Annotated in this window: 19 protein-coding genes; 10 read left to right on the forward strand and 9 right to left on the reverse strand. The window is 40.0% G+C overall.

Features of this window, described 5'->3' with window-relative positions; translation table 11 throughout:
- The first annotated feature begins 15 nt into the window (after positions 1 to 15).
- Both MKL62_RS16260 and MKL62_RS16265 read left to right on the forward strand, forming a co-directional pair.
- A complete protein-coding gene (locus MKL62_RS16260) occupies positions 16 to 1,308 on the forward strand; it encodes a 3-deoxy-D-manno-octulosonic acid transferase (RefSeq protein ID WP_030423579.1) in 1,293 nt (430 codons plus the stop codon).
- Positions 1,305 to 2,012, forward strand: coding sequence for a 16S rRNA (uracil(1498)-N(3))-methyltransferase (locus tag MKL62_RS16265; RefSeq protein ID WP_001028417.1), 708 nt, complete (start codon positions 1,305 to 1,307; stop codon positions 2,010 to 2,012). The genes MKL62_RS16260 and MKL62_RS16265 overlap by 4 nt, the downstream gene beginning before the upstream one ends.
- Here the strand turns inward: MKL62_RS16265 and MKL62_RS16270 are convergent.
- Complete coding sequence (locus MKL62_RS16270; RefSeq protein ID WP_000752853.1) at positions 1,992 to 2,972, reverse strand: mechanosensitive ion channel family protein; 981 nt, start codon at positions 2,970 to 2,972, stop codon at positions 1,992 to 1,994. The two genes, MKL62_RS16265 and MKL62_RS16270, sit on opposite strands and share 21 nt — an antisense overlap.
- 112 nt (positions 2,973 to 3,084) lie before the next feature.
- On the reverse strand, positions 3,085 to 3,660 hold the full coding sequence (locus tag MKL62_RS16275) for a DUF805 domain-containing protein (RefSeq protein WP_000457175.1): 576 nt from the start codon (positions 3,658 to 3,660) through the stop codon (positions 3,085 to 3,087).
- Positions 3,661 to 3,954: 294 nt separating this feature from the next.
- Here MKL62_RS16275 and acs point away from each other — a divergent pair, with 294 nt between their 5' ends.
- On the forward strand, positions 3,955 to 5,904 hold the full coding sequence (gene acs, locus MKL62_RS16280; RefSeq protein ID WP_002053963.1) for an acetate--CoA ligase: 1,950 nt from the start codon (positions 3,955 to 3,957) through the stop codon (positions 5,902 to 5,904).
- A 42-nt stretch (positions 5,905 to 5,946) separates the two neighbouring features.
- Here acs and MKL62_RS16285 read toward each other — a convergent pair whose 3' ends face one another.
- Positions 5,947 to 6,489, reverse strand: a complete 543-nt coding sequence (locus MKL62_RS16285; RefSeq protein WP_002054030.1) for a cysteine hydrolase family protein — start codon at positions 6,487 to 6,489, stop codon at positions 5,947 to 5,949.
- A 105-nt stretch (positions 6,490 to 6,594) separates the two neighbouring features.
- On the opposite strand from MKL62_RS16285, the gene MKL62_RS16290 reads away from it, so the two are divergent.
- On the forward strand, positions 6,595 to 7,008 hold the full coding sequence (locus MKL62_RS16290) for an Lrp/AsnC family transcriptional regulator (protein WP_005127845.1): 414 nt from the start codon (positions 6,595 to 6,597) through the stop codon (positions 7,006 to 7,008).
- A gap of 91 nt (positions 7,009 to 7,099) precedes the next feature.
- Here MKL62_RS16290 and sfnG read toward each other — a convergent pair whose 3' ends face one another.
- Together sfnG and msuE are read right to left on the reverse strand one after the other, a co-directional pair.
- Positions 7,100 to 8,212, reverse strand: a complete 1,113-nt coding sequence (gene sfnG, locus MKL62_RS16295; RefSeq protein ID WP_005127846.1) for a dimethylsulfone monooxygenase SfnG — start codon at positions 8,210 to 8,212, stop codon at positions 7,100 to 7,102.
- 44 nt (positions 8,213 to 8,256) lie between these two features.
- The gene (gene msuE / locus MKL62_RS16300) at positions 8,257 to 8,994 is read right to left on the reverse strand and encodes an FMN reductase (RefSeq protein WP_000145704.1); all 738 of its coding nucleotides are present in this window, start codon (positions 8,992 to 8,994) and stop codon (positions 8,257 to 8,259) included.
- Between the two features lie 376 nt (positions 8,995 to 9,370).
- Here msuE and MKL62_RS16305 point away from each other — a divergent pair, with 376 nt between their 5' ends.
- Positions 9,371 to 10,021, forward strand: coding sequence for a response regulator (locus MKL62_RS16305; protein ID WP_001023261.1), 651 nt, complete (start codon positions 9,371 to 9,373; stop codon positions 10,019 to 10,021).
- A gap of 42 nt (positions 10,022 to 10,063) precedes the next feature.
- Here MKL62_RS16305 and MKL62_RS16310 read toward each other — a convergent pair whose 3' ends face one another.
- Positions 10,064 to 10,831, reverse strand: coding sequence for a hypothetical protein (locus tag MKL62_RS16310; RefSeq protein ID WP_001026732.1), 768 nt, complete (start codon positions 10,829 to 10,831; stop codon positions 10,064 to 10,066).
- Positions 10,832 to 11,224: 393 nt separating this feature from the next.
- Entirely contained in the window at positions 11,225 to 14,722 is a 3,498-nt protein-coding gene (locus tag MKL62_RS16315) for a hybrid sensor histidine kinase/response regulator (protein ID WP_004742040.1), read from the reverse strand.
- Between the two features lie 182 nt (positions 14,723 to 14,904).
- Here MKL62_RS16315 and MKL62_RS16320 point away from each other — a divergent pair, with 182 nt between their 5' ends.
- From MKL62_RS16320 to MKL62_RS16335, 4 genes are all read left to right on the forward strand, one after another.
- Positions 14,905 to 15,237, forward strand: coding sequence for a DUF485 domain-containing protein (locus tag MKL62_RS16320; protein ID WP_000372818.1), 333 nt, complete (start codon positions 14,905 to 14,907; stop codon positions 15,235 to 15,237).
- Between the two features lies 1 nt (position 15,238).
- The gene (locus MKL62_RS16325) at positions 15,239 to 16,954 is read left to right on the forward strand and encodes a cation acetate symporter (RefSeq protein ID WP_000871878.1); all 1,716 of its coding nucleotides are present in this window, start codon (positions 15,239 to 15,241) and stop codon (positions 16,952 to 16,954) included.
- A gap of 168 nt (positions 16,955 to 17,122) precedes the next feature.
- Complete coding sequence (locus tag MKL62_RS16330; RefSeq protein WP_001256565.1) at positions 17,123 to 17,815, forward strand: ion channel; 693 nt, start codon at positions 17,123 to 17,125, stop codon at positions 17,813 to 17,815.
- A 165-nt stretch (positions 17,816 to 17,980) separates the two neighbouring features.
- The gene (locus tag MKL62_RS16335) at positions 17,981 to 19,948 is read left to right on the forward strand and encodes a glycine betaine transporter (protein WP_001139472.1); all 1,968 of its coding nucleotides are present in this window, start codon (positions 17,981 to 17,983) and stop codon (positions 19,946 to 19,948) included.
- 58 nt (positions 19,949 to 20,006) lie between these two features.
- Here the strand turns inward: MKL62_RS16335 and omp33-36 are convergent, their stop codons facing one another.
- Positions 20,007 to 20,906, reverse strand: a complete 900-nt coding sequence (omp33-36, locus tag MKL62_RS16340; RefSeq protein ID WP_000733005.1) for a porin Omp33-36 — start codon at positions 20,904 to 20,906, stop codon at positions 20,007 to 20,009.
- 992 nt (positions 20,907 to 21,898) lie between these two features.
- Between omp33-36 and MKL62_RS16345 the strand changes: the two genes are divergently transcribed.
- Entirely contained in the window at positions 21,899 to 23,605 is a 1,707-nt protein-coding gene (locus tag MKL62_RS16345) for a GGDEF domain-containing protein (RefSeq protein ID WP_000016119.1), read from the forward strand.
- A 34-nt stretch (positions 23,606 to 23,639) separates the two neighbouring features.
- Here the strand turns inward: MKL62_RS16345 and uvrA are convergent, their stop codons facing one another.
- Complete coding sequence (gene uvrA, locus MKL62_RS16350; protein WP_270899793.1) at positions 23,640 to 26,474, reverse strand: excinuclease ABC subunit UvrA; 2,835 nt, start codon at positions 26,472 to 26,474, stop codon at positions 23,640 to 23,642.
- Between the last annotated feature and the right edge of the window lie 232 nt (positions 26,475 to 26,706).

Genomic DNA, 26,706 nt, shown 5'->3' on the forward strand with positions numbered 1-26,706 from the left:
TTTGAGGCAAACCGCTTGGCGACCCCATTTTGGTACAACACCGCACTTCATTTATTAAAATCGTTTTATCGTTGGCGGATAAAAAGACGTGCAGAAAGTCTAGAATTATATCAGCAGGAATGTCTGGAAAGATTTGGGCCGTTTGAAGCACCGAAGAATGTAAAAGCGATCTGGTTTCATGCTGTTTCAGTCGGGGAAACCAATGCTGCACAGCCCTTAATTGAATATTACCTAAAACTTGGGCAGCCAGTCTTAGTGACCAATACCACGAAAACAGGTCAGGCTCGTGCCAAGTCACTTTTTCTAAAAGAACCATATTTAGATTTATTTCAAGCCGTTTATTTGCCTGTAGACCAGAAGCCTCTTTTAAAAAAATTTTTTGAGTTATATCAGCCAAAGCTTTTAGCACTGGTTGAAACTGAACTCTGGCCAAATTTAATCGATCAAGCCAAATTACAGCATGTACCTTGTTTGCTGCTTAATGCTCGGTTGTCAGAAAAATCTGCAAAGGGGTATGGTAAAGTCTCGGGTTTAACCGCAGGTATGTTAAAACAGCTGGACTGGGTGTTAGCGCAAGATAGTGCAACTCGTCAGCGTTATGTTGAGCTTGGTTTAGACGAACACAAAAGTCAGGTCGTTGGTAATATTAAGTTTGATATTCATGCGCCAGAGGCTTTTATTAAACAAGCTGCCCAATTGCATCAGCAATGGTATCTGGAAAATCGGCAGGTTGTGACGATTGCCAGTACACATGCACCCGAAGAACAACAAATTTTGGAAGCACTCGCACCTTATTTAAATTCAGATCGTGAGTTGGTGTGTATTGTGGTGCCTCGTCATCCTGAGCGTTTCGATGAAGTATTTGAAATTTGCCAAAATTTAAATTTAATTACGCATCGTAGAAGTATGGGCCAAAGTATTCATGCCAGCACGCAAGTTTATCTCGCTGACAGTATGGGTGAGCTCTGGTTATGGTATGCCTTAAGTCGGGTGTGTTTTGTAGGCGGTTCTTTAAATGAGCCGGGTGGTGGGCATAATATTTTAGAACCTATGGTTTTAAATGTACCTACTGTAGTTGGACCGCGTTATTTTAACTTTCAAACGATTGTCGATGAGTTCATTGATGAAAACGCTGTGCTTATTGCTCAAGATGCACAGCAGGTCGTTGATATCTGGTTAGCATGTCTGGCAGAACCTGAGGCGACTGAACAGTTAGTGGTACAGGCGCATAAAGTGTTGCAACGTAATCAAGGTTCCTTACAAAAACATATCGGGGTGATTAATCGCTATCTGGCCGAAAAATCATGAATATTGTTTTACTAGAGTCTGAAGATGTTCAATCGGATACATGGTCTATCCATTCAAAACGTCAATTACAGCATTTGCGTGAACATCTTGAGATTACAGTCGGCCAGAACCTGAAAGTTGGTATTCGAAACGGCGCCCGTTATATCACTGAAATTGTTTCGATGAATGAGCATGAAGTCCGTATACGGCCTATTCGTGAAGAATTACTACCAGCAAAACTTCCGGTTCATTTAATTGTAGCTTTACCAAGACCTAAAGTTTTACGCCGTCTAATTATGGACAGTGTGACTTTAGGGGTTGAAAAGATAAGCTTGATTCATAGTTATCGTGTTGATAAAAGCTATTGGCAAACTCCTTTTTTACAGCAAATAGACAACTACGTTACGCTGGGACTTGAGCAAGCAGGCGATACAATTGTTCCTGAAATTCAACTCTATAAACGCTTTAAACCTTTCGTTGAAGACGTCTTGCCAAGTTTAATTACGCAGGAAACACCTGCCTATGTGGCTCATCCTTATGCTGAGCAGCGTATGCCAATTAATATTAGCCATGCTTGTAGTGTAGTGGTCGGGCCGGAAGGGGGATTTATTCCTTACGAAGTAGATTTGCTCATAAAAAACGGCTGCCAAGCTATGAGCTTAGGCAACCGTATTTTAAGAACCGAAACGTCTATTTCTTATATTTTAGGTCGTTTGTTTAGCTGATGTTTCAGGGTTTAAAGCTGGTGGATTAGATACCATTTTTAATTCCTGAATTGGGTAAGGAATATCAATATCATTTTCATTGAAAGCTTGTTTTACTTGAGCTTGAATATTACTAATAGATGAAGAGATATCAGTTTCAGTGGTATCAACCCACCAGCGTACAGTCAGGTTAACCGAGAAATCTGCTAAAGCTGTGACGTTAACCGAAAACGCAGGCTGACTCAGTACATTTCGGTCATTGTTGAGAATATCTAAAATAATCTGTTTTGCTTTTTGCTCATCATCATCATAGCCAATTCCGACTACGAACTCACAGCGTCGTTGTTGATAAGCAGTATTAACAGTTAAGGCACTTGTATAAACCGTTGCATTTGGAATAACAATACGGCGACCATCCGGTGAGCGTAGGAAGGTTGCACGGATCTGGATGTCTTCTACAGTTCCTTCAAGTGAATTCACCACAATTGAATCGCCAATACGGAATGGCTCGCTCAATAAAATCAAAATACCTGAAAGTAGGTTTTGGAAAATATCTTTAAATGCAAAACCAATGGCGACCGAACCGATACCTAGCGCACTCATAAGCTGGCCTGGTGTGAACCCTGGAATCATAATGACAAGGGCTATTAAGAAACCAAAGAATAAGATCGCTGTACTACCGACACGGTTTAAAACTAAAACTAGATTTTGACGAGTATAAGAGCGATTTTCTAAAGTCTTACGAACAAAGAACTTAAATAATTTGGTCAGTAGCCAAAAAATAAGAAAAACAACAATCGCAATGCAGATATAAGGTACACGTTCCCAAAAACTATCTACGATTTTGTCGATAGTGGTATAGGCATCATGGTATTTCTCGGTATGCGCTAAAACTGTTTGAGTGGTTTTAGTACCTGCTTCTTGCAAAAGTTCGCCTGTATTTTTTGCAACATCCGTTAAGGATTTTTGTTCATCAGCCACGACAAGTCTCTAATTGAATAAATTCAGAAAGCCTTTTCAGCTTCCATCATAGTAGGAGATAAAATGTGCGCCTACTATAATGAGTTCATCTAAATAATAAAGTGTTTTTTAATTAAAAGTATTCCGTTCCTTTTTGTAAGATTTGTGTCGGGGTTTGAATAGTATCGGTACCAGAGAAGTAGTAAAAAAAGCCTGCTGTAGAAATAAGGCTAATTAAAATAGCGATTAAAATAAGCCAAGCCATCAGTTTTTCTATAAACGTTGAAGGCCGAACAGGACCATATTGATTAGTGCCCGCTGTACCAGAAGCAAGCAGTAAATAAAGCATAAAAAAGAACTGAACGACTGGAATAAATAACAGTAGTCCCATCCAGCCACTTTTATTTAAATCATGTAGGCGTCGAACGACCAGAATAATGTTGAGATAGATCAGAAATAGCCAGAAAGCCCAGACCATTAAAGCACTTATACCGGAGAGAGAGCTGTAAAATTCAAAATTAAAAAGATCACTTGAAAGCTGAAAACTTCCAAGAAACGAAGCCAGTATAAAATAGCCCACGATTGTGACTAAATAAATCAGGCCATATCCACCCAAATAACTCATTCGGTTAAAGCGGCCATGAATTGAAAAAGGGCTGTCTTTAAACGGGAGTTGAGGTGGACGTGAAGAGGGAGTTTCGGCAAACATCTTATTTTATTCCTGCACTGCTTCTAAAAGCTAAAATAAACTTTGTTGATGGTCAAAACCATCAAAACTTAAAAAAATTATAAAAGTAAAAGCTATAGACAAATGTTTTAAATCAACTTAATTTTATAAAAATGTTCACAATTTCGTATGCTTGAGTAAGTGATTAATATATGACCAAAGTCGCATTGTCTAGGCTTTGAAAGAGTCATCATACTGAAAAGGCAAACAAATAAGATCCAGTAAAATAATAGCCACAGTCTCGAGATGGGATGCACAAGATCAAGGAAGTTGCGTATGAATGAGATCTATCCAGTACCAGAGGAATTTAAAAAAACAGCTCGTACTGTTGAAGCAGACTACTTTAAACGTTATCAACACTCTATCGAGAACCCAGATGAATTCTGGGCAGAGCAAGCTAAAATTGTCGATTGGATAAAGCCATTTACCCAAGTTAAAAATACCAGTTTTGACAAAGACAATTTCAAAATTGAGTGGTTTGCTGATGGTGAGTTGAACGTTTCAGCAAACTGTTTGGACAGGCATCTTAAAGAACATCCACATAAACCTGCCATTATTTGGGAAGGTGACCATCCTTCTCGTCATAAAATCGTTTCTTATAAAGAATTACACGATGAAGTCTGCCGCTTTGCCAACGTTTTGAAGAAATATGGCATTGGTAAAGGTGACCGCGTTGTGCTGTATATGCCAATGGTGACTGAGGCTGCAATTGCCATGTTAGCCTGTGCCCGTATTGGTGCAGTTCACTGTGTGGTATTTGGTGGCTTCTCGCCAGACTCTTTGGCAAGCCGTATTGAAGACAGCCAAGCTAAACTTGTAATTACCGCAGACTCAAGCCTACGTGCCGGTAAGCTGTTACCACTTAAAGAAAATGTCGATTTGGCTTTAGCATTGCCGGGTACCGAATGTGTTGAAAATGTGATTGTGGTTTACCGTAATGCAAACCCAATCGAAATGAAGCCAGGCCGTGATTTGTGGTATCACCTTATTATTATGGAGGTGGATGCTGACTGTCCTCCAGAACCAATGAAGGCAGAAGACCCTTTATTTATTCTTTATACCTCAGGCTCAACAGGTAAACCCAAAGGTGTGTTGCATACCACAGGCGGTTATCTGGTCTATGTAACCAGTACTTTCAAAGAAGTCTTCGATTTAAAACAAGACGATGTGTATTGGTGTACAGCCGATATTGGTTGGATTACAGGGCATAGTTATCTGATTTATGGTCCGTTGGCAAATGGTACGACCACCTTAATGTTCGAAGGTGTACCTCAATATCCAACATGGGCACGTCTTGGTCATGTGGTCGATAAACATAAAGTTTCTATCTTGTATACAGCGCCAACTGCGATTCGTGCCATGATGCGAGAAGGTGATTCGTATGTACGTGAAAGTAATCGTAGCAGTTTACGTTTACTTGGTTCGGTTGGTGAACCTATTAACCCAGAGGCTTGGAACTGGTACTACAATGTTGTTGGCGAAGGCCGTTGCCCGATTGTTGATACATGGTGGCAAACTGAGACAGGTGGTATTTTGATTGCGCCATTACCGGGTGCAACAGCTTTAAAACCAGGTTCGGCAACGCGTCCTTTATTTGGTATTCAACCAGCCATTGTAGATGGTGAAGGTAACGAGTTAGAAGGTGCAGCTGAAGGTAACCTTGTGATTAAAGATTCATGGCCAGGCCAGATGCGTACTATTTGGGGGGACCCAGACCGCTTTATTGAGGCGTATTTCTCAACCTTCAAAAATACTTATTTTACAGGTGATGGCGCCCGCCGTGATGAAGATGGTTATTACTGGATTACAGGTCGTGTTGACGATGTCTTAAACGTTTCAGGCCACCGTCTAGGTACGGCTGAAATTGAAAGTGCTCTTGTTTCACATGAATCAGTAGCAGAAGCAGCCGTGGTAGGTATGCCGCATGATATTAAAGGACAAGGTATTTGTACTTTCGTGACCTTACAGGCGGGTGTTCCAGAATCGGAAGAGCTGCGTAAAGAGTTAATTAACTGGGTACGTAAAGTACTCGGGCCAGTAGCTTCACCAGATGCATTGCATTGGGCGCCAGCATTACCTAAAACGCGCTCTGGCAAAATCATGCGCCGTATTTTAAGAAAAATTGCGGCAAACGAGCTTGATAGTTTGGGCGATACCTCAACCTTAGCTGAACCTGCTGTAGTAGAGCAGTTAATTGCAACGGTTTATCCCGATAGACAAAAATAATCTCTAAAAAAGCCCCTAAGGGGGCTTTTTTATTAAGCACCATTAAGAGCTTGCTAGAAAGTCAGTCGTATTTTGTACATTTGCAAATGTACTAAGCGCAGTTAAAAAAGCTATTTGCACGTCTTCAGCTTTTACGGTCTTTCCAGCATAGCTTAAATCACGTGTTGCGGTGGCATCTGCAATTAAGATAGGTTGATAGCCAAGCTCTTTGGCTGCACGTGTCCCTGAATCAATACACATATGTGTCATCATGCCTGTAATCACGAGTTGATCAATTTGGTGCGCTTTTAAAAGTTCTTCTAAATTAGTTTCTAAAAAACTATTGGGATAATGCTTAGTTACAACCAATGAATCATTATGAACATGCAGTTCGGGATGAAGTAAAACCCCATCTGTATTTTCTTGAAAAAAACTGGCTTGTGGCGGGTTAATATGTTGCACATAAATAATCGGTAAATCTTTTTCATTAAAATATTGCTCGAGCTGTTTTATTTTATCGAGCGCTTGATCTGGTCCAACCAATTCCATTTTGCCATTTTTAAAATAATCATTTTGTACATCGATAACTAACAGTGCTTGTTTCATGAAAACACTCTTGTTGATATGAGATAAAACAAGATTATTCTCTGCTTGAAAAATCGGCTATAGTCAAATGAAAGCATTATCGCAAGTTTTCTTTCGCCATGAAAAATGAATATTGAATTAGACCCGATTGATCTAAAAATTATTGCATTACTCAAGCAAGATTCCCGTTTAACAAATAAAGAAATTGGTCAGCGTGTCCATCGAACGGGGCAGGCTGTAGGTGCTCGAATAGCCCAGTTGATGGATGCAGGAGTTATTAAAAACTACACCATTGCCGTGCAATACATACATAAACAATTTATTCATTTACATTTAAATGAACAACGCGCTTTTGAAGAAATTGAAAATTTGGTCAAGCAATACGAACAGATTGATGAATGCTTTAAGGTTATGGGGAATGCCTGTTATATGATTGTTAGTCATTTTGAACCTGCAGCATTAAATGAATTTATTGAGGTTCTTTCAAAATGGTGCCGCTATTCAGTTGAAACTGTTGTTCGAGAAGTTGAGAAATCTTAAAAAATAAAAGCTCCAAGCCGAGTCTTGGAGCCAATAAAACTTTATTTTAATTTGTTGTTTTTATTATCTTGCGCTGTTTAACTGGAGTTTTTTAGGCTGATTTAGCTGGGATTTCTACCTCCTTTTCCTGTTGAAGTTCTAACTGACGAACGAGCGGCAGAACTTTTTCTCCGAAATATTCCACCTCTTCAATAAAGTGTAAGAAACCGGAAAGAACCAAATCGACACCTACATTTTTAAGCGCCACAATACGCTCTGCAATTTGCTGAGGTGTACCAATTAAATTGGTTTTAAAGCCATCGTTATATTGAACTAAATCTTCAAAAGTTGATTTTGCCCAGTTGCCTTCTTGTTCTGGTGAAGCCGCACCCGCTTCACGAGTTGCATCGCCAAATGCATTGACTGCTTCAGTATTGGCTTTATCAATAATTTCTTGAAGTACTGCTTTAGCTTCTTCTTCCGTATCTCTGGCAATAATGAACGCATTTACCCCAATTTTGACATGGTGATTATTGGCTTTTGCTTTGGTACGAATATCTTCGACTTGTTTTTGAATTTCTTCTACAGTATTACCATTGGTGAAATACCAGTCGGATACACGAGACGCCATATCTCTTGCTGCACGTGAACTGCCGCCCTGAAAGACTTCAATATGTGGTTTTTGCAGAGGTTTTGGCTTAAGTGTGTAGTTCTGGAATTGGTAATACTTACCATCGAAACTATAGTTATCTGTGGTCCAGATTCCTTTTAGCGTGCGAATAAACTCTTCAGAGCGAACATAACGCTCATCATGCTCAGGCCATTCTTCGCCAATAGCATCAAACTCACCTCTGAACCAGCCACTTACCACATTAATGGCAATACGACCTTGAGTTAGATAATCTATCGTCGCGAGTTGTTTAGCTGCAAGTGCCGGTTTCCAGGGGCCGGGCAGAATAGCCGCAATCACTTTAAGTTTCTCAGTTTTTGCAAGTAATGCATGACTGAAACTCACAGACTCATGCTGGTTTTCTGCCCCATAGCCCGCCGTAAAACGAATTTGGGTGAGCGCATATTCAAAACCATTGTTTTCGGCTGCCTGTGCAAGTCGAACATTGTAGTCATAACTCCAGTCTGTACGCTGTTCGATGTTACTTACGACAAGGCCACCACTTACATTTGGTACCCAATAAGCAAATTTAATTGGTTGTTGTAATTGCGTCATGGTGCTCTCTCCCCATTCGTTATTTTTATTTAGCTATATTGCGCTTAGGCAACATGCGTTAATGATTTACCGGACTTATGATGCAAACGAGATTCTGCTGCATCGAGATTTGGTACAGCTGCTGAAGGCAATACTTCTTCTTGCTCAATTTGCTTGTTAATACCGAGCTCTTGATTCGCTTGCTGAGATTTAGGTTTAACCACTTCAGCACGTTTACCTTTCGCTGGCGCCCATTCTAAAATTGGCAATGCACGCGCTACGGCTAGCGTAATACGGTCAGATAACTGTTCACTTTTCACCGTATATTCAGGAGTAAAGTCGCGATCTGTTGCGTATACGCCAATTGGTAAAGTTTGCGCCTGAAAGAAGCTAAACAATGGGCGAAGCTGATGCTCAAGTACGAGTGCATGACGATCACTACCGCCTGATGCAGCTAAAAGTACAGGTACATCTACTAATGCAGTTTGTTCAACGAAGTCAAAAAAGTGTTTGAAAAGGCCTGTAAAAGAAGCACGGTAAACAGGCGTACCAACAATTAAGGCATCTGCTGCTTCAACCGCTGCAAGGTCATCTTGTACGCGCTGTGGAAGCTGGTTGCGATAAAATGCGCCGCCTAATAAGGGCCCGATTTCACTCAATTTAATAAAGTGAACTTTAATATCAATTGCTTCAGATAACTCATCAAGAATGGCCTGAACCAGACTTTCGGTTTTAGATGGCGTATTCAAACCACCAGAAACAGCAACAATATTTAAGGGTTTTGATGATGCGATACCAGTCATGATTTGGTTCCTAAGCCTAAAAAAGAAGATTGGACTTATTAATCAACAATGCTGGCGAACTGTAAAATAACGAAATTGGTCAACCTTATCAGTTTTAAATATAAAACCCGAATAGTTGATTTTTATTATTTAATAGTGAGTTAAATAACTGTTTTTATTTTATATAATTATTGGTGATATATTTTTTAGAATAAAAATAAAGCTTATATAAAAAACAGATTAATTTTGATTAAAAGGTAAAAAACATCTGAAAATCGAAGCAAAGGTCTGTATTTAACAACATTTTGCATAAAAATGGATAAGATGAGCATATCTTTCATCTAAATAGTAGGGTTACAATAGGCCATACTTATGCTCAAGATTACTTTAATCGCTTATGAATATTTTAATCGTTGATGATCATCCTTTGTTTCGTCATGCTTTGATTCAAGCAGTACGTTATAGCCTGCCGCAGGCACAAATTCATGAAACAGCTTCGGTTGATGAGTTTTATGAGCGTTTGGAAAATGGGGCAGAACCTGATCTGGTATTACTCGATTTAAACTTACCGGGTGCTTCAGGCTTTTCGGCTCTGGTCTATGTAAGAGCACAATATCCATCTATTCCTATTATTGTGGTTTCTGCACACGAAGAAGCGTCAATTATTCAACGTGCAATTGCGCATGGTGCAATGGGTTATATTCCTAAATCGGCTCATCCAAGTCATATTGGCGAAGCAATCCGTCAAGTGTTAGATGGGGAAATCTGGTTGCCGCCAAACTTGCCATCGAATATTAATCTTGACCCGAGAGCGGCAGATGAAACTGCTTTAGCTGAACGTATTCAGTCGTTAACGCCTCAGCAATTCCGAGTTTTGATGATGGTTGCAGAAGGTTTATTAAATAAACAAATCGCTTATGAACTCGATGTTTCAGAGGCTACTATCAAAGCGCACGTAACCGCTATTTTTAGAAAACTAGGCGTACAAAATCGTACACAGGCTGTATTGGCAATTAGTGCATTAAATATTGAAGATAAAAAAATCTAAAATAAAAAAGACCTCAATTGAGGTCTTTTTTATATGTTCCACTTAGGCAAGGCAATCTTGCTTAGGTGTTAGGCTGTCGCAGTACAGTGGGTTAAGCGCACATTGCAAATCATCAATTTGTTCTTGGGTCACATAGCCTTTGCTTTTTAAATATTCAGCCACGCGGTCATCACGCAAGCTTAAGAAAGCCGCATCATAAACACCTAAATCAACAAAGAGAGCTGCGGTTTCTAGGCTATTGAACCGATCAAGGAAAATATCATTGCCATACATTAAGAAGATATGGTCAAGTTTTGCTTTTTCATCTACATGCAAACGTTCAGCAAGTTGATGTGGAGGTGTCTTAATAAACAGCAAGTCAGAAAGCTCATCGAACTGAGTCATATCTAACAGGTTTTCTCCGAGTTTGACATGACCAAGCCAAGCCTTGAAAACCAGAACAGCGCCACCGCGTAGAAGCATACTCCAGATTTGATGGCGTGTCTCATGGTCAAGGTTTTCACTTTCAGCAGTAAGAACTTTTAAGAAGTTCTCTTCTTGTTGGGCTAATTTATCAAATAAACCTAAGCCTTGCGGATGATATGCAGCAGGCGCAAATACATCAAAATTTAGATCATGAAATACATTAAGTGCGAGAGGTACAGCACACTGATAAATAGTATTGAGTGCTTTGATATGTGCTTCGCTCAGCTTGCTATGCGGAAAAATACTTTGCCAATCTAACTCAGGAAGTAGGGCATTGGCACTGTATTGACGATAAAATTGTTGAGACGAGAGTTGCCCTTGTGGGGTGTTATCAGAAATATTCATGGCAGTTATCCTTTGCATTCATTCTAGAGCAGTGAAGCTATATAGATTGGAAATCGATTTGATAATTCGTTATACAATTTAAAAATTCGTTTTGAATATTTATGTGTCATGAAGAATGCAAGTAGAATACGACTAAAGTCGTATAAGGTGATTTTTTGTAAATAATCTATTATAAAAACAATGATTTATTAAATTGTAACTAAGTATACAAGTGTTCACTTACAAAAAAGGTGGGCTTTGCCATAGAAAAAAAGGCATTGGAAATTTTGGTCAATGATTTACTGGGTAAAAGTAGACTTTTTGAGCAGTTCTGCCTATTGGCTTAAATTCAGTCAAACATTTTTGCCAAGAACCGCTCCCCAAACTTATTAAAGGTTGGGAAGCGATAAATGATTAGTCTGTCGTGCTGGCAATTTTAAGCCCAGATAACCATGCTCTTAATGAAGCAGGTTTTAACGGTTTTTTGAGTAAAACAATATTCAGTTCTTTTAATTGCTGCGGTAATTCAGGGTGCGAGTCCGCTGTAATTAAGGCAACAGGAACATCTTCTTGACGATTTTTAGTAATAAAATCAACGCCAAGTTGATTGTGGTTTAAGTGCTGGTCAATGAGCCAAACCTGTATATTCTCTTTTTGAATAATTTCTAGCGCCTGTTCAGGTTCAGTCGCTTTGAAAACTTGATAACCCCATCTTCCTAATAAACTACTCATTCCTTCAAGAATAGTTTCATCATTGTCTAGGCACAAAATACGGTAGGCTTTAGTTTTTAAAGGTACGGCTTGTACAGCTGGTGTTGCAACTTTTGGTGGCTCGACAATAGGTACTTCAATCATAAAGCATGAGCCTTTGCCCAACTCCGAGTAAACATGAACAGGGTAATTTAGCAAACCTGTCATACGTTGTACGATGGCAAGTCCTAGCCCTAAACCTTGTTCACCCCAAGGTGATAAGTGCCCACAGCGTTCAAACTCTTGGAATAGCTTAATCCGTTGTTCTTCGGCAATACCTGGTCCAGTATCCCAAACCCCAATTCGAATATGTCCAGACTGCTGCGCAGAGCGGAGTACGCCCACCACCACTCGACCTTTGGCGGTATAACGCAAAGCATTACTGACAAAGTTCTGAATAATACGACGAATCCACTGCGGGTCGGTATCGATCCAGAAAGACACATCGTGGACTTTCAGTGAGATATTTCGCTGAGCAGCGATCGATTTAAACTGCAACTCAAGATCACTGAGTAAATCATGTAATGGATAAGGTTGTCTCTTTGGCTGTATGGTGCCGCCTTCCAAACGCGCAATATCGAGTAGGGCAGATAACATACTTTCTGCACCATAGAGTGCTCGGTCAAGCTGTTGTAGGGTCTGGCGGTCTTCTTCGGTCGAAATACTTTGCTCAAGAACAGTACTAAACAGACGAGCAGCATGCATAGGCTGTAATAGATCGTGACTTGCCGCGGCAATAAATCGACTTTTTGACATATTGGCCATATCAGCTTGTTCACGTGCAAGCTGTTGTTCAGTTAAGGCATCGGCAAGTTGTTGTGTTCTATCTTTTACGCGTGCTTCAAGTACGGCTTCGTTCGCACGGAAGGCCGTAATATCGGCAAATGTCGTTACAAAGCCTCCACCTGCGATTGGATTTCCTCGCATTTGAATTACACGGCCATCTTTACGAATACGTTCAAATTCGTGAGCACTTCCCACTTTCATCCAGTGAAGACGTTTACGCACATGTTCCTCAACTGAACCGGGACCACATTCACCGCGTTCGGCGTTATAGCGAATGAGGTCGGCAATTGGGCAGCCTACATAAACGAGGTCTTTTGGGTAACCAAACAGTTTTAAATATTGATTGTTCCATGCGACCAAACACATATTTTTATCAACCACGCTTACCCCTTGGGTCATGTGGTCAATCATGGTCATAAGAAGGTTCTGATTAAAACGTTGCCACTGCGATGCTTGGTCTAAAATATTAGCCACTTGCCCTAAAGCGAGGCCGTTATTAATCATTGCTGTTGTGAGCAACGTACGTGCAGAAGCGGCACCGATAATACCGGCCAGATATTGCTCGGTAAAACGCCACCACATGCCATTGGCAATACTATTTGGGTTGAGGGTGAGGTGATTTTGCTCACAAAAGTTCTCGAACGCTTGCGTAGTGGGTTGCTCACCCGTAATTCTTTTGGCTAGGGCAAATAAATCACCCACTTTTAAGCGGGCCGCATCATGAGGAAGATAGGTTAAATCAGTAGATGTGTGCGGTGATGGTAAAGGCTTTGTTTCATAATAAAAGAAGCTTTCTGCCTGAATTTGTTCAGCGACGCTTGGCCGATAAATTTTTGAAATCCAGATATATAAAACAATATTTAAACCGAGTGACCAAATAACACCGTGAGTTAAAGGTGCAAATGACTCAAAACCAAATAAAGATTCCGGGCGTAGGGCATTAATGCCGAAAGGACCGAAAAGTAAAATACTTTGAGCAGTTTCCTGATAGGCTTCAGGCAAGCTACGCAAAATAGTTGGAAATAGTAATGTATAACTCCACATTAAAAATCCAATAATAAGTCCTGCATAGACGCCTTGACGGCTTCCGCCACGCCAATACAAACCACCAATCAGTGCAGGTGCAAACTGTGCTACAGCACTAAAGGCCAATAAGCCGAAAACTGAAAGTTGGTTAATGTCATTAAAGAAATGGAAGAATAAAAAGCCAAGTAGCATCACCGCAACAATACTGATACGGCGGCTAAATTTAAGAACTTTAGGTAAATGCTTATCGTGACGTGACAGCAACTTAAATCGCCATAGAGCAGGCATAATCAAGTCGTTACTGAGCATAATAGACAATGCTACTGATGACACCAGTAACATACCTGTTGATGCAGAGAACCCGCCTAAAAAGGCCAGTAATGCCAGCCACTCTTGGTTATAACTTAAAGGCAATGACAGCACAGCCACATCAGGCACGGTCAGAAACTTCGGTGCGGCATGTAAAGCCCAGCTTGCAATCGGAATAATGGCAAGAATAGTTAAAATGAGATAAACCGCGAACCATTTACGGGCACCGCGAATATGCTTCTCATCGCGGAGTTCGACCACAGCCACGTGGAACTGACGTGGTAAGCAAATAATGGCTAAGCCCGCCAATAATGTTTGAATCCAGAAGGTTTCGGGTACACCAAAGAGCTGAACTTCCTGAAAAGTCTGGTTTACATCAGAGGTCATTTGGCTCAGGTTGGCCGGTGATTCAAAAATAAAAAATAAAGCGACACAAAGTAAGGCAAATAACTTCACAAATGACTCAAATGCAACCGCAAGCATGAGGCCGCCGTGTTGCTCCGTGTTTGCAATCTGCCTTGTACCAAAAATCATGGCTAAAATCGCAAGCACACTGGTGAGCAATAACACGCTGTTGGTCGTCGTATGAATATGCGAGCTTTGCTCCATAATGACCGAGGTACTTAAAGCAATCGCACGCAGCTGTAACGCGAGGTAGGGGATAATCGCAATAACGGCAAGAATAGTGACCAATGATGCGAGTACACCACTTTTACCATAGCGTGCCGCGACAAAGTCAGCGATTGACGAAATCGCATGATGCTGACGAACTCGACCTAGACGCCGCCAGATGTCATAACCAAACCAAACAAATAACAGTGGACCTAAATAAATAGGTAAGAAGATAACGCCTTCACGTACGGCAGCCCCAGTTGCCCCATAGAATGTCCAAGAGGAACAATAGACACCTAAAGTTAAGCTAAATAAAAACATACGGCCACGCGTGCTAAGACGACTGGCATGCCTCTCACCAAAAAAAGCACAGACAAATAAAAGCGCAATATAAAGAGTGAGCACCCCAATAATCAGCCAGCTGTTCATATGACCTACATAAGTGAAACCTTATGCCTATCATAACCCAAGCCGAAACAAAGCTATAAATTGATTAAATTTTAACGACCAAAGTCTAAGTTACGACTGAGCTGGAATCTTGCTAACTTTAATAATGAAAAAATACATTAAAAAAAGTGACCAAGGTTGGGCACTATGTAAGGAGTTTGGTTATGGATCAAAGCCAAGTAGAACAGATTCTACGTAATCCAAAGTTTCAAAAAATGGTCAAGAAAAAAAGTGCATTAAGCTGGACGCTCACAATCATCATGTTAGTGCTTTATGTGGGCTTTATGCTACTTGTGGGCTACAACAAAGAATTTTTGATGAGTTCCTTTAGTGGTGGTGTAACGACATGGGGGATCCCGCTAGGTTTAGGAATTATTGTTTTATCTTTCCTACTTTGTGGTGTGTATTCCTATATCGCAAATAATACCCTTGACCAATTGAGTGAAGAAGCGTTGAAGGAAGTTGAAGCCATCACGCATGAGAAAGGACTACACTAATATGAAATGGAATTCATTCAAAGCGAAAGCCTTATTGGCAGCAGCATCGCTATATTCAACTGTTGCTATGGCAAGCCCGGACTTAGGTGAAGCAGAACAGCAAGCCACCAACTGGCATGCCATTATCATGTTTATCATCTTTGTTGGCTTTACCTTGTTTATTACCAAATGGGCGGCTAAACAAACTCAATCGGCGCAAGACTTCTATACTGCTGGTGGTGGGATCAGTGGTTTCCAAAACGGTTTGGCGATTGCGGGTGACTATATGTCTGCGGCGTCATTTCTTGGTATTTCTGCAATGGTGTTTAGCTCAGGTTTTGACGGCTTGCTCTATTCACTCGGGTTCATGGTCGGTTGGCCAATCGTTTTATTCTTGGTGGCAGAACGCTTACGTAACCTTGGTAAATATAACCTTTCTGACGTAGTGTCATTCCGTCTTGAAGAAAAACCAGTTCGTACTTTAGCTGCTTTCAGCTCACTTGTTGTAGTCGCGTTCTATTTGATTGCACAAATGGTAGGGGCAGGTCAGCTCATCAAACTATTATTTGGTTTGAACTATAACATTGCAGTTGTGATTGTCGGCTTGCTCATGATGGCATACGTTATTTTCGGCGGCATGCTAGCAACCACATGGGTACAAATCATTAAAGCAGTGATGTTATTAAGTGGTGCAACGTTCATGGCCTTTATGGTGATGAAAGCGGTTGGTTTCAGCTTTAGTAACATGTTCACCCAATCAATTGAAGTGTTCAGTAAAGTTCATGATGTAAGCTTTGAAGATGCTGCAAAAATTATGGGACCAGGTAAACTTGCCGCAAACCCGATTGATGCCTTATCTCTTGGCTTGGCACTCATGTTTGGTACAGCAGGTCTTCCACACATTCTTATGCGTTTCTTCACGGTAAAAGACGCAAAAGAAGCGCGTAAATCGGTTGTCGTTGCAACAGGTTTTATTGGTTACTTCTATCTTTTAACTTTCATTATTGGTTTCGGTGCGATCCTTTTCGTATCAAATAACCCGCAATTCCTTGATGTTGCGAAAATGGCAATGACCGGCAAACTTGAGCTTGTTGGTGGTAACAATATGGCAGCCGTGCATTTAAGTGACGCTTTAGGCGGTGACTTATTCATGGGCTTCATTTCAGCAGTAGCGTTCGCAACGATTCTTGCTGTTGTTGCTGGTTTAACGCTTTCAGGTGCATCTGCGATCTCACACGATTTATACGCTAACGTATTTAAAAAAGGTCAAACCACTCCAGCTTCTGAGCTTCGCATGTCAAAAATCGCGACGCTTGGTTTAGCAATCTTTGCCATGATTTTAGGTATTTTGTTTGAAAAGCAAAACGTAGCATTCATGGTAGGTTTAGCATTCTCTGTAGCGTGTTGTGCAAACTTCCCAATTCTTGTTCTTTCAATGTTCTGGAAAGGTTTAACAACTCGTGGTGCGGTCATTGGTGGTGTAGTTGGTCTTGTAACAGCGGTTGTACTCATTATTCTGTCTAAAGCAGTATGGGTAGATACTTTAAAAATCTCTGACACCCCAATTAACCCGTTCAATGGTCCTGCATTATTTGCAATGCCTTTGTCGTTCCTTTGCTGCTGGTTCTTCTCGGTAACTGACAGCTCAGCACGTGCGAAAAAAGAACGCGCTTCTTTCGATGCTCAATATGTTCGTTCAATGACAGGTATTGGTGCTTCTGGTGCATCAGACCACTAAAATCACAACCACTTGAACATCTCAAAAAAGCCCTACGGGGCTTTTTTATTTATCTCATAAAGTGTATTGAAAGAAGCTCCTTAATAAAGAACAACTTGTTTATCCTATTTTTTGTACAGTATGATTTTCTATAATCCAAAACATAATGAAAAAATGGAAAATAATTAAATGCGATCTATCATTGAATTCTGGTCGAGCTTTCGATTGTTGCCTTCTGCATGGCTGCTGTTGGTGCAATTCATTTTACTTATTCTGGCTATGCTGACTTTTGATAATGAGGCTTACAGGACCTTAACTTGGGCGCTAGGGGTACTTGCATTACTCATTATTGCTAAAGTTATTCGCCAAACACCCATGTTCACTTTTCTCGGTCTCGCATTTGTCAGTGGGGCAATTATAGCTTCGGTCTTTATTTTATTAGGCTATAGTAATTTAACCATCCAGATTTTTGCCCATAGCTGTGAAGCCTTAGCTTACTTTTCGGCTGCTTATGGTTTATTTCGCTATATGTTTGCCGACCGATATTTAACCCGCGATGAGTTGTTTGCAGCTGCCGCAGTTTTTACCTTGCTGGCTTGGGGATTTGCATTTTTATATAACATTTGTCAGTTACTCATTCCTAATAGCTTTCAAAATCCAAACCACATCCATCACTTACAAACTTGGTTAGATTTACTGTTTTTAAGCTTTAGTTTGCAGTCCGCTACGGGACTGTCTGACTTAATGCCCCTTAGTCCACCAGCACGTGTTTTAGCGATGTTACAGATGTTTTGTGGTGTGATGTATTTGGCCCTAATAGTTACGCGTTTAATCGCTTTACAATATATCAAGCACACGCCTAAAAAGAATTCTGATAAATAAAGAAGGAGGTGTTTTAATTTATTTACACCTTTGTAACTGCAATATTATTTAAGTTTATTTAAAGTATTATCGGCTTTCTCTATTGAAAGATATAACTTTGTTCATTCCTGAATGTCTTTATTGGCTTTAAGCCTGTCATTTTCATTAAAATAACATGGAGGATTTATGCCTTCCAAACAAGCGAGTTGGTTCGCAAATGTTAATCCCAATGTCTTTTTGGGTACGGTCATTATTATTGCTTTGTTCTTAGCAGTTGTTGTGATCGCTCCGAGTTCTTTTGAACTTCTCACGCAACAGTTAAAGCAGTGGATCACTGATTCTTTTAGTTGGTTCTATGTCTTATCGGTTGCCTTCTTTCTTATCCTACTCATTTATATTGCCTGTTCTGCGATTGGACGTATTAAATTAGGCCCTGACCATAGCCAGCCCGAATATAGTAACGGATCATGGTTTGCCATGTTGTTTACTGCGGGTATGGGTATTGGCTTAATGTTCTTTGGTGTGGCTGAACCTGTCATGCACTATGTCAACCCACCAAGTGGTGAGCCACAGACAATTGAGGCAGCACAACAAGCTTTACGTGTAACCTTTTTCCACTGGGGCTTACATGCATGGGCAATTTACGCCGTGGTCGGTTTAGCATTAGCTTATTTTGCTTATCGGCATAATTTACCGCTAAAAACCCGTTCAGCACTGTATCCACTGATTGGTAAAAAGATTTATGGACCGTGGGGCGACAGCATCGATATATTTGCGACCATTGGTACAGTCTTTGGTGTAGCGACTTCTCTCGGATTTGGTGTTACCCAAATTAACTCTGGTTTACATTATTTATTTGGTATTGAGCAAAGCACCACTACTCAGGTTTTACTCATTATTTTTGTGAGTATTCTCGCTTCATTATCTGTGTTCTTAGGACTAGATAAAGGGGTCAAACGTTTATCAGAGCTAAACTTAGTATTAGCTTTAATATTATTAGTATTCGTTTTTATCGCTGGCCCTAGTATTTATTTACTTCAGACCACTATTCAAAACACTGGGCAGTATATCTCTAACCTTTTTACCATGACATTCAATTTATATGCTTATCAGCCGAATGGATGGATTGGGGGATGGACGATTTTATATTGGGCTTGGTGGATTTCTTGGTCGCCATTTGTAGGTATGTTTATCGCAAGGGTTTCACGTGGTCGTACCATTCGAGAATTTATTGTCGGGGTACTCCTCATTCCAACAGGCTTTACCATTATCTGGATGGGCTTTTTAGGAAATGCTGCATTATTTAGCATTATCCATGAACATCAAACCACTTTGATTCAGGCTGTTCAGCAAGACTCGTCAGTTGCTCTATTTGAGTTTTTAGGACACTTGCCATGGTCAGGTGTCATGAATATTCTGGCGACTATTTTGGTGGTTTTATTCTTTGTGACTTCTGCTGACTCAGGGGCATTGGTTACTGACTACTTAACAGCAAAAACAGAAAATTCACCTACTTGGCAGCGCCTGTTCTGGACAGTGCTTATGGCGGTGTTGGCTATTATTTTACTCTTGGTGGGCGGTCTTGCGGCGCTTCAGTCTTCAATCATTATGAGTGCGTTGCCTTTTACCGTAGTCATGCTGCTAATGAGTTGGGGCTTAATAAAAGCCTTGCATCTTGATGTCACTAAAATGATAGCAATTCAAGAAGCTCGCATTACACCACGCGCCATTCATAACCCTAGAAGCTGGCAGCAGCGCCTTGGTTTAATCATGCATTATCCTCATAGTGAAGAAGAGGTGAAGCAATATATTGAAAAGCAGGTTTCACGTGCTTTTGAAAATATTCAGCATGAGTTTAGACGCCGTCATCTTGAGGTGTCGATTAGTGAAGTGGAAGATGGTATGCAGCTTCGAGTCGATCATCATCATGAAATTAATTTTATTTATAAAGTTGTTTCACGTGAAACAGTACCTCCAAGTTTTTTAATTGGTCGTACAGAAGCAGAAGACGGTCAGTATTTTCAAGCTGAGGTATTTTTGAGAGAAGGCGGACAAAACTATGATGTAATGGACTGGACTCAGGAAGATTTGATTCAGGATATTATTGATCAGTACGAACGTCATTTACATTTCTTAAATATCGTACGCAGTTAATAGTCATAAAAAAAGGACTCAATTGAGTCCTTTTTTTTAATTCAATTTCTAAATTAAATTAGAAACGGAATTTAGCATTTAAGCCGATAGTTTGTGTATCGTAGCTAGACTTTTTAACGTCAGCTTTCATGTAAGATGCACCAACTGCTAAAGCAGGAGTGATGAAGTAGTTTACGTTACCACCCCAAGCTTGGCGGAATTCACCAAGGTCATTACCTTTGATGTCAGCTTCGCCATCGTTACCCACGAAAGTAGCGCCAACACTTAACTTAGGAGTTAAGTAAAGGTCAGTTTTTAAACCGTATTGGTTTTCTTGACCGAATGCACCAGCAGCTTCAAAACCGATTGCCATGTTAGTTCCATCGATTGGACCAACATATTTAGCACGTGCTGTAACAGCATCTTGGTCGTTTTGGATAGCAGCAGTTTGGTTAACAGCAGAGTAGATACCGTTACCGATGATACCGAAGTTATCTAAAGCGAATTGGTTAGCAACACTTGTATAACCAACAGTCATTAAGAAGTTAGGTAACAACATAGCACCAACTTCTAATGCATAACGGTCACCGTTGTCATCTTTAGAGAAGTTGTTTTTACCATCAACATCAGTGTGGTTGTAAGTTGCGCTAGCATATACAGGAAGGTAAGGAGTTGGAACGTATGCCTCACCTTTAACACCGTATGTACCAATGTGGTAGTTTACGTTGTTTTGGTCATATTGTTGATAGCTATAACCTAAAGACACGCTAGAAGCTTGGTTTAAGAAAGCTGCTTCAGCTAAAGGACCCTTAGCTGTATCAACATTTTTCAAATAGAATGTACCAGCAACGTCACCAGTGAAGTTTTTATCATTTGCAGTTGTGTCAACATATTCAGATTGACCTTGAACTTCAAATTGATAAGCATGAGCACCGGTCATGGCTAATAATACAGCAGTGGCTAAACCAAGTTTTTTCATAATCATTTCCAGCATTAACAAGAGATAAAGCTGGGGTCATTGTATTGTAACAATTTATGAAGTCAATAATAGATGAAACGTAATGTTAAGGAAATTTGACACTTATGTTAAAAATGGTTAAAAAAACAACAATTGAAGTGTATTATGTCAACCTGCTAAAAAAATGAACATTAACAAGAGTCTAAACCTTAAGTTTCATAGGGAATTGACACTAAATAGTTTAAAAATAATTACATTTACAATTGAAAAAAGCGATTTTATTAATCGGTTTTAACGTTAATATATTTGTCGACTTGTTTAATAAATATCCACTCAAACATTATTCTTTTTTCAATTTTGCTGTATTTTGAGTAATAGTTAACACTATTTTGATAAGTTCATCTAAATAATCTATCTATTTTGAATTATTATATAATTGAATAAAGCAAAGAAAATATGTTTTTAAACTAAAAAAACGATTAAAAAATTAATTCTGATCAATTTAATCAACTTTACAAAATTAGAGATAAGTCACACAATTCAATTGCAAAGTTCACTATCTAACATTTTTAGAGTTGGAAGTGCTTTCCCAGATACGATGTGTTATCACATCAGACTTTACGAGCTCAGCTTTCCCCAAGGTTGAGCTTTTTTTTATCTATAAGAAAACATTAATATTTATTAAAAAAAATACATGAAATTTCTTCTATTGAGTGTGTATAAAAAAGAACCCAGCTGAGGGCTGGGTTTAGGATGCTGGGAGAAACATCCAAGAGGAAAAAGAAGCTAATTATAGGATTGCGAAATTTACATCATCTGTAAAATGGAGTTTTGCTATAGCCATCATTTGCTCTTTCGATCAAATTTTTAAGAAATAGAAAAGATGAAAGCGTATATTGCGTTAATCGAACTTTGTTGCTGAACTTCTGTTCAGTAAAGTGCTAGGATGCGGATTAATTACTTCATTCTATAGTAGTGATCATGGTAGGACATTTACGGAGTACCAGCTAGAAATGTCAGGATTACGTTCAGAACATATCAGTAATCGACTGTTTTTCTTCATGTTGGTCATTATTTTGTCCTTACTGTTTATGGCGGTTCCGCTTATTGTCAGCAGTTATCAAGAGTACTTAAAAACTAAACAGGCTTTGGTTGAAATTAAAAGCTTAAGATCAATTGCTGAAGTTGCAAATAAAGTCTCTAAAGAACGTGCGCCCGCAAATAAATTAATGTCGAGTAACGCTGCCGATTTTTCAAAAAATCAAAAAAACTTAAAAGAATATCGCCTTTCTGTTGATCGCCAACTTAATGAAACTATTCATATTTTAAAAGAAGAAGGTTATACCGATTTAGCAAATACTTTAGATACTAAATTTAGAGATGATTTAAAACAGGCTCGCGCTGTAGTTGACTATTATGTTGCAACTCCTGAACAAGCGAGAAGCTCTATACAATTCGATAATGCAATTTTGGCTATGTTTGGAGCTTGGGATAGCTGCCGAGAAGTTTTACAAAATTTGATGCTACAGTTAAAAAGTAAAGATAGCCAAATTAACAATTACTTTACTTTGATTGTGGTGTTGACCGATATGCGGGATCAAGCTGGTCGTACCGCATCTAATGTTATTGCGCCTGTGACCTTTAAAGAAACCATACCTAATGATAATAGGGCGCGGTCTTTGCAGACTCAGCAGCAAGCACGCTACTTATGGGCACTTGTAGACACACTACAGTCAGAGCAAGCTAAAACTCCGGAATATCATCGCCTTTACTCAAGGGTTAAAACTGAATTTTTAGATAAAGGCGTACCTATTGTGGGTCAGCTTTTAGATGAAAGCCAAAAGCACCAAGCCTATCATTTAAATGGAACAGAACTGACAGACCAAATCGTTGATAAATTTACCACGGTTATTGATTTGCAAAAGTTTTTACTTAATAAAAGCGTCTTGATTGCATCTCAAGAAAACTATTTAGCAAAAAAGAAGTTTTTCCTTACTTTACTCATTTCAAGCATATCCTTAGCAGCAGCGTTACTTACACTAATTTATGCAAAGAGAAGGGTGTTTGAGCCTCTTATTCAGGCCCGTACCTTAATTCTTGATTTATCTCATAGCACAGATTACCCAATAGATGAGTTGAAACCTAAAAAAGGCGAATTTATTTCGTTGTTCGAAGCTATTGATCGTTTACAAAGGATGCTCAAACAGCGAGATGCTTTTGAATTCCAGCTTAAAAATATTGCTAATACAGATCCATTAACGGGTGTATCCAATCGTTTGGCTTTATCTGAGTATTTAAAAATTGTTGAGAGTTACCCTCAAAAATTTTCTCAAACTTGTTTGATGATTATTGATATTGATCGCTTTAAACACGTGAATGATCAATATGGTCATATTGTGGGTGACCAAGTGATTCGGCGTATCGCAGATCAATTAAAAGCAAATGTACGGGCTTCTGATTTAATTGTTCGTTATGGTGGTGATGAGTTTTTAATTTTGTTAGAACAGGTGCAGTTTTTAGATGCACGTCTCTTGGCCGAAAAAATTCGTATTGCGATTTCTTTAGAGGAAATTGATCTATCTGGTACACAAGAAAAATTGCATGTATCGGTCAGTATTGGGTTTGCGATTGGAGCGACAAGCTGGATGGAGTTATTAGAGAACGCTGATCGTTCACTCTTAAGAGCTAAAGCTCGGGGACGGAATGTAGTAGAGGGATAAAAAAAAGCCGGAAAATAAATTCCGGCTTTTTGTTTTATTGTTTTAACATCGGTTTCAAGAAGCGGCCAGTATGGGAAATCTCGACCTCGGCTACTTGTTCAGGTGTACCTTCGGCAATGATCATACCACCGCCCGAACCACCTTCTGGGCCTAAGTCGACCACCCAGTCTGCTGTTTTAATGACATCAAGGTTATGTTCAATTACCACAATGGTATTACCCTTGTTGCGTAGCTCATGCAAAATATCGAGTAACTTGGCAATATCATGGAAATGCAGACCTGTTGTTGGTTCATCCAAGATATAAAGCGTTTTACCCGTATCACGTTTCGCTAACTCACGAGCCAGTTTGACACGCTGAGCTTCACCACCAGATAAAGTAGTAGCCGCCTGACCTAAACGAATATAGCCTAGACCTACCTGAGTTAAGGTTTCTAAACGACGGTGAATAACTGGAATAGCACTAAAGAACTCAGCAGCATCTTCAACCGTCATTTCTAAAACGTCAGAAATGTTTTTGCCTTTATAACCGACTTCAAGTGTTTCACGATTATAGCGCTTACCATGACAAGCATCGCAAGGTACATACATGTCTGGTAAGAAGTGCATTGCGACTTTAATCATACCGTCGCCTTCACACGCTTCGCAGCGTCCGCCTTTTACGTTAAACGAGAAGCGACCCGCACTATAACCACGAGCTTTCGCTTCTGGTGTTTGAGCAAATAACTCACGAATTGGCGTAAATAGACCCGTATAAGTCGCTGGATTAGAGCGCGGTGTACGGCCAATTGGGCTTTGGTCAATATCAACGACTTTATCCAGATGTTGTAGACCATCAATTGAATCAAATTTTTCAGCGGTTAAAGTCGTTGCACCGTTGAGCTGTGTTGCAGCCAGTGGAAGTAACGTACGGTTAATCAGTGTTGATTTACCTGAACCTGAAACACCCGTGACACAAGTCATAATGCCAAGTGGGATGGTTAAATCGACATTTTTTAAGTTATGACCGGCTGCACCTGAAAGTTTAATTTTTTCTTCAGGTTTAGGTGGTTGAGTTCGCTGTTTTGGCACTTCAATTTTGAGTTTGCCTGAAAGATATTGGCCTGTGAGTGAGTCGGCATGTTTAGCCAGCTCATCATACGTACCTTCAGCAATGACAACGCCACCATGCACACCAGCACCAGGGCCGATATCAATAATATGGTCAGCTGCACGGATTGCATCTTCATCATGTTCAACAACTAATACCGTATTGCCCAAATCACGTAAGCGAATTAGCGTTTGTAATAAACGGTCATTATCACGTTGATGGAGACCAATTGATGGTTCATCGAGTACATACATGACACCCATCAAACCTGCACCAATTTGCGAAGCTAGACGGATACGCTGGGCTTCACCACCCGATAGTGTTTCGGCAGAACGAGCCAGACTTAAATAGTTCAGGCCAACACTCACCAAGAAGTGTAAGCGCTCACGAATCTCTTTAAAGATTTTATCTGCAATTTCACCTTTGGCACCTTCAAGGTTTATACCTTGATAGTAACTTTCGGCATCTCCAATCGACATGCGGGTAATGTCGGCAATAGTTTTGTCTTTTACACGAACATGACGTGAAATTTCATTGAGACGTGAACCGCCACATGCATCACAAGCTGCATTAGACAAATATTGTGCTAAATCGTCTCGTACATAGTTACTTTCAGTTTCACGATAACGGCGCTCAAGGTGAGGCAAGATTCCCTCAAACGATTGTACGCGAGTATGTTTACGGCCGCGTTCATCGATATAACTTAAATCGATTTTTTCTTTGCCAGTACCTTGTAAGAATTTCTTTTGCGTGTCTTTATCTAACTGATTCCAAGGTGTATCAAGTTGAAAACCGAAATGGTCGGCAACTTTTTGCAGCATTGAATAGTAATAAGGACGTTGACGATCCCAACCACGAATAGCACCTTCACTAATTGCCAACTCAGGATTAGGAATGAGTTTTTCAGGGCTAAAATGGCTACGTGTACCTAAGCCATCACAGACAGGGCACGCACCGAACGGGTTGTTAAATGAAAATAAACGTGGCTCAAGCTCTGCGACTGCGCGATCACATTCAGGGCATGAGTGTTTTGCAGAAAAAACGCGATCTGGGTGTTCGCCATTCATCCATGATAAAACGGCAATATCACCACCTAAACGCAGTGCAGTTTCAAATGATTCAGCAATACGGTTGCCTAAGTCATCACGTACTTTAAAGCGGTCAACAACGACTTCAATGGTATGTTTTTTCTTTTTGTCGAGTTCTGGTGGTGTATCAATATCAATGATTTCGCCATCAACACGCGCACGAACAAAACCTTGACCTTGTAGTTGTTCGAACAAGTTGCTGTATTCACCTTTACGCTCACGAACAACAGGGGCAAGCAACATGAGTGCAGTGCCTTCCTCAAGGTTCTTTACCGCATCGACCATTTCAGAAACAGTTTGCGCAACCATAGGTAAGTCGTGTTCAGGGCAATAAGGCGTACCGACACGTGCATAAAGCAGACGCAAATAGTCGTAAATTTCGGTAATCGTACCAACCGTTGAACGTGGGTTATGGCTAGTAGACTTTTGCTCAATGGCAATCGCTGGTGATAAACCTTCAATCGAGTCAACTTCAGGTTTTTCCATTTGCGATAAGAACTGGCGGGCATATGCCGAAAGTGATTCGACATAACGGCGCTGCCCTTCGGCATACAAGGTATCAAAGGCAAGAGAAGATTTTCCTGAACCTGATAGCCCCGTAATTACCACAAATTTGTCGCGTGGAATATCGAGTGACACATTTTTTAAGTTATGGGTGCGTGCGCCTCGAATACGGATATGACTTTGGCTCATAAAACATCTCAATTGTGTATTGATGAAAATTTAGGTGTTGAGTGATCAGCCGCAGGGAGGTGTGACTGGTTATAAACAACAGACCCTATATATGATAACGATTTAAAATTGTTCAAGTGGTATAAAATGATTTAAAGCGACAAATTGTGACGGTTAAACGACAAACGACAAAATTTGTTTAATTAAGCAGGTTGTATTTTTAACATTCCTCCTTCTACATTTCTACTCTAAG

This window comes from Acinetobacter sp. AOR01_HL, assembly GCF_027855455.1.
In the GTDB taxonomy this organism is placed as follows: Bacteria; Pseudomonadota; Gammaproteobacteria; order Pseudomonadales; family Moraxellaceae; genus Acinetobacter; species Acinetobacter baumannii.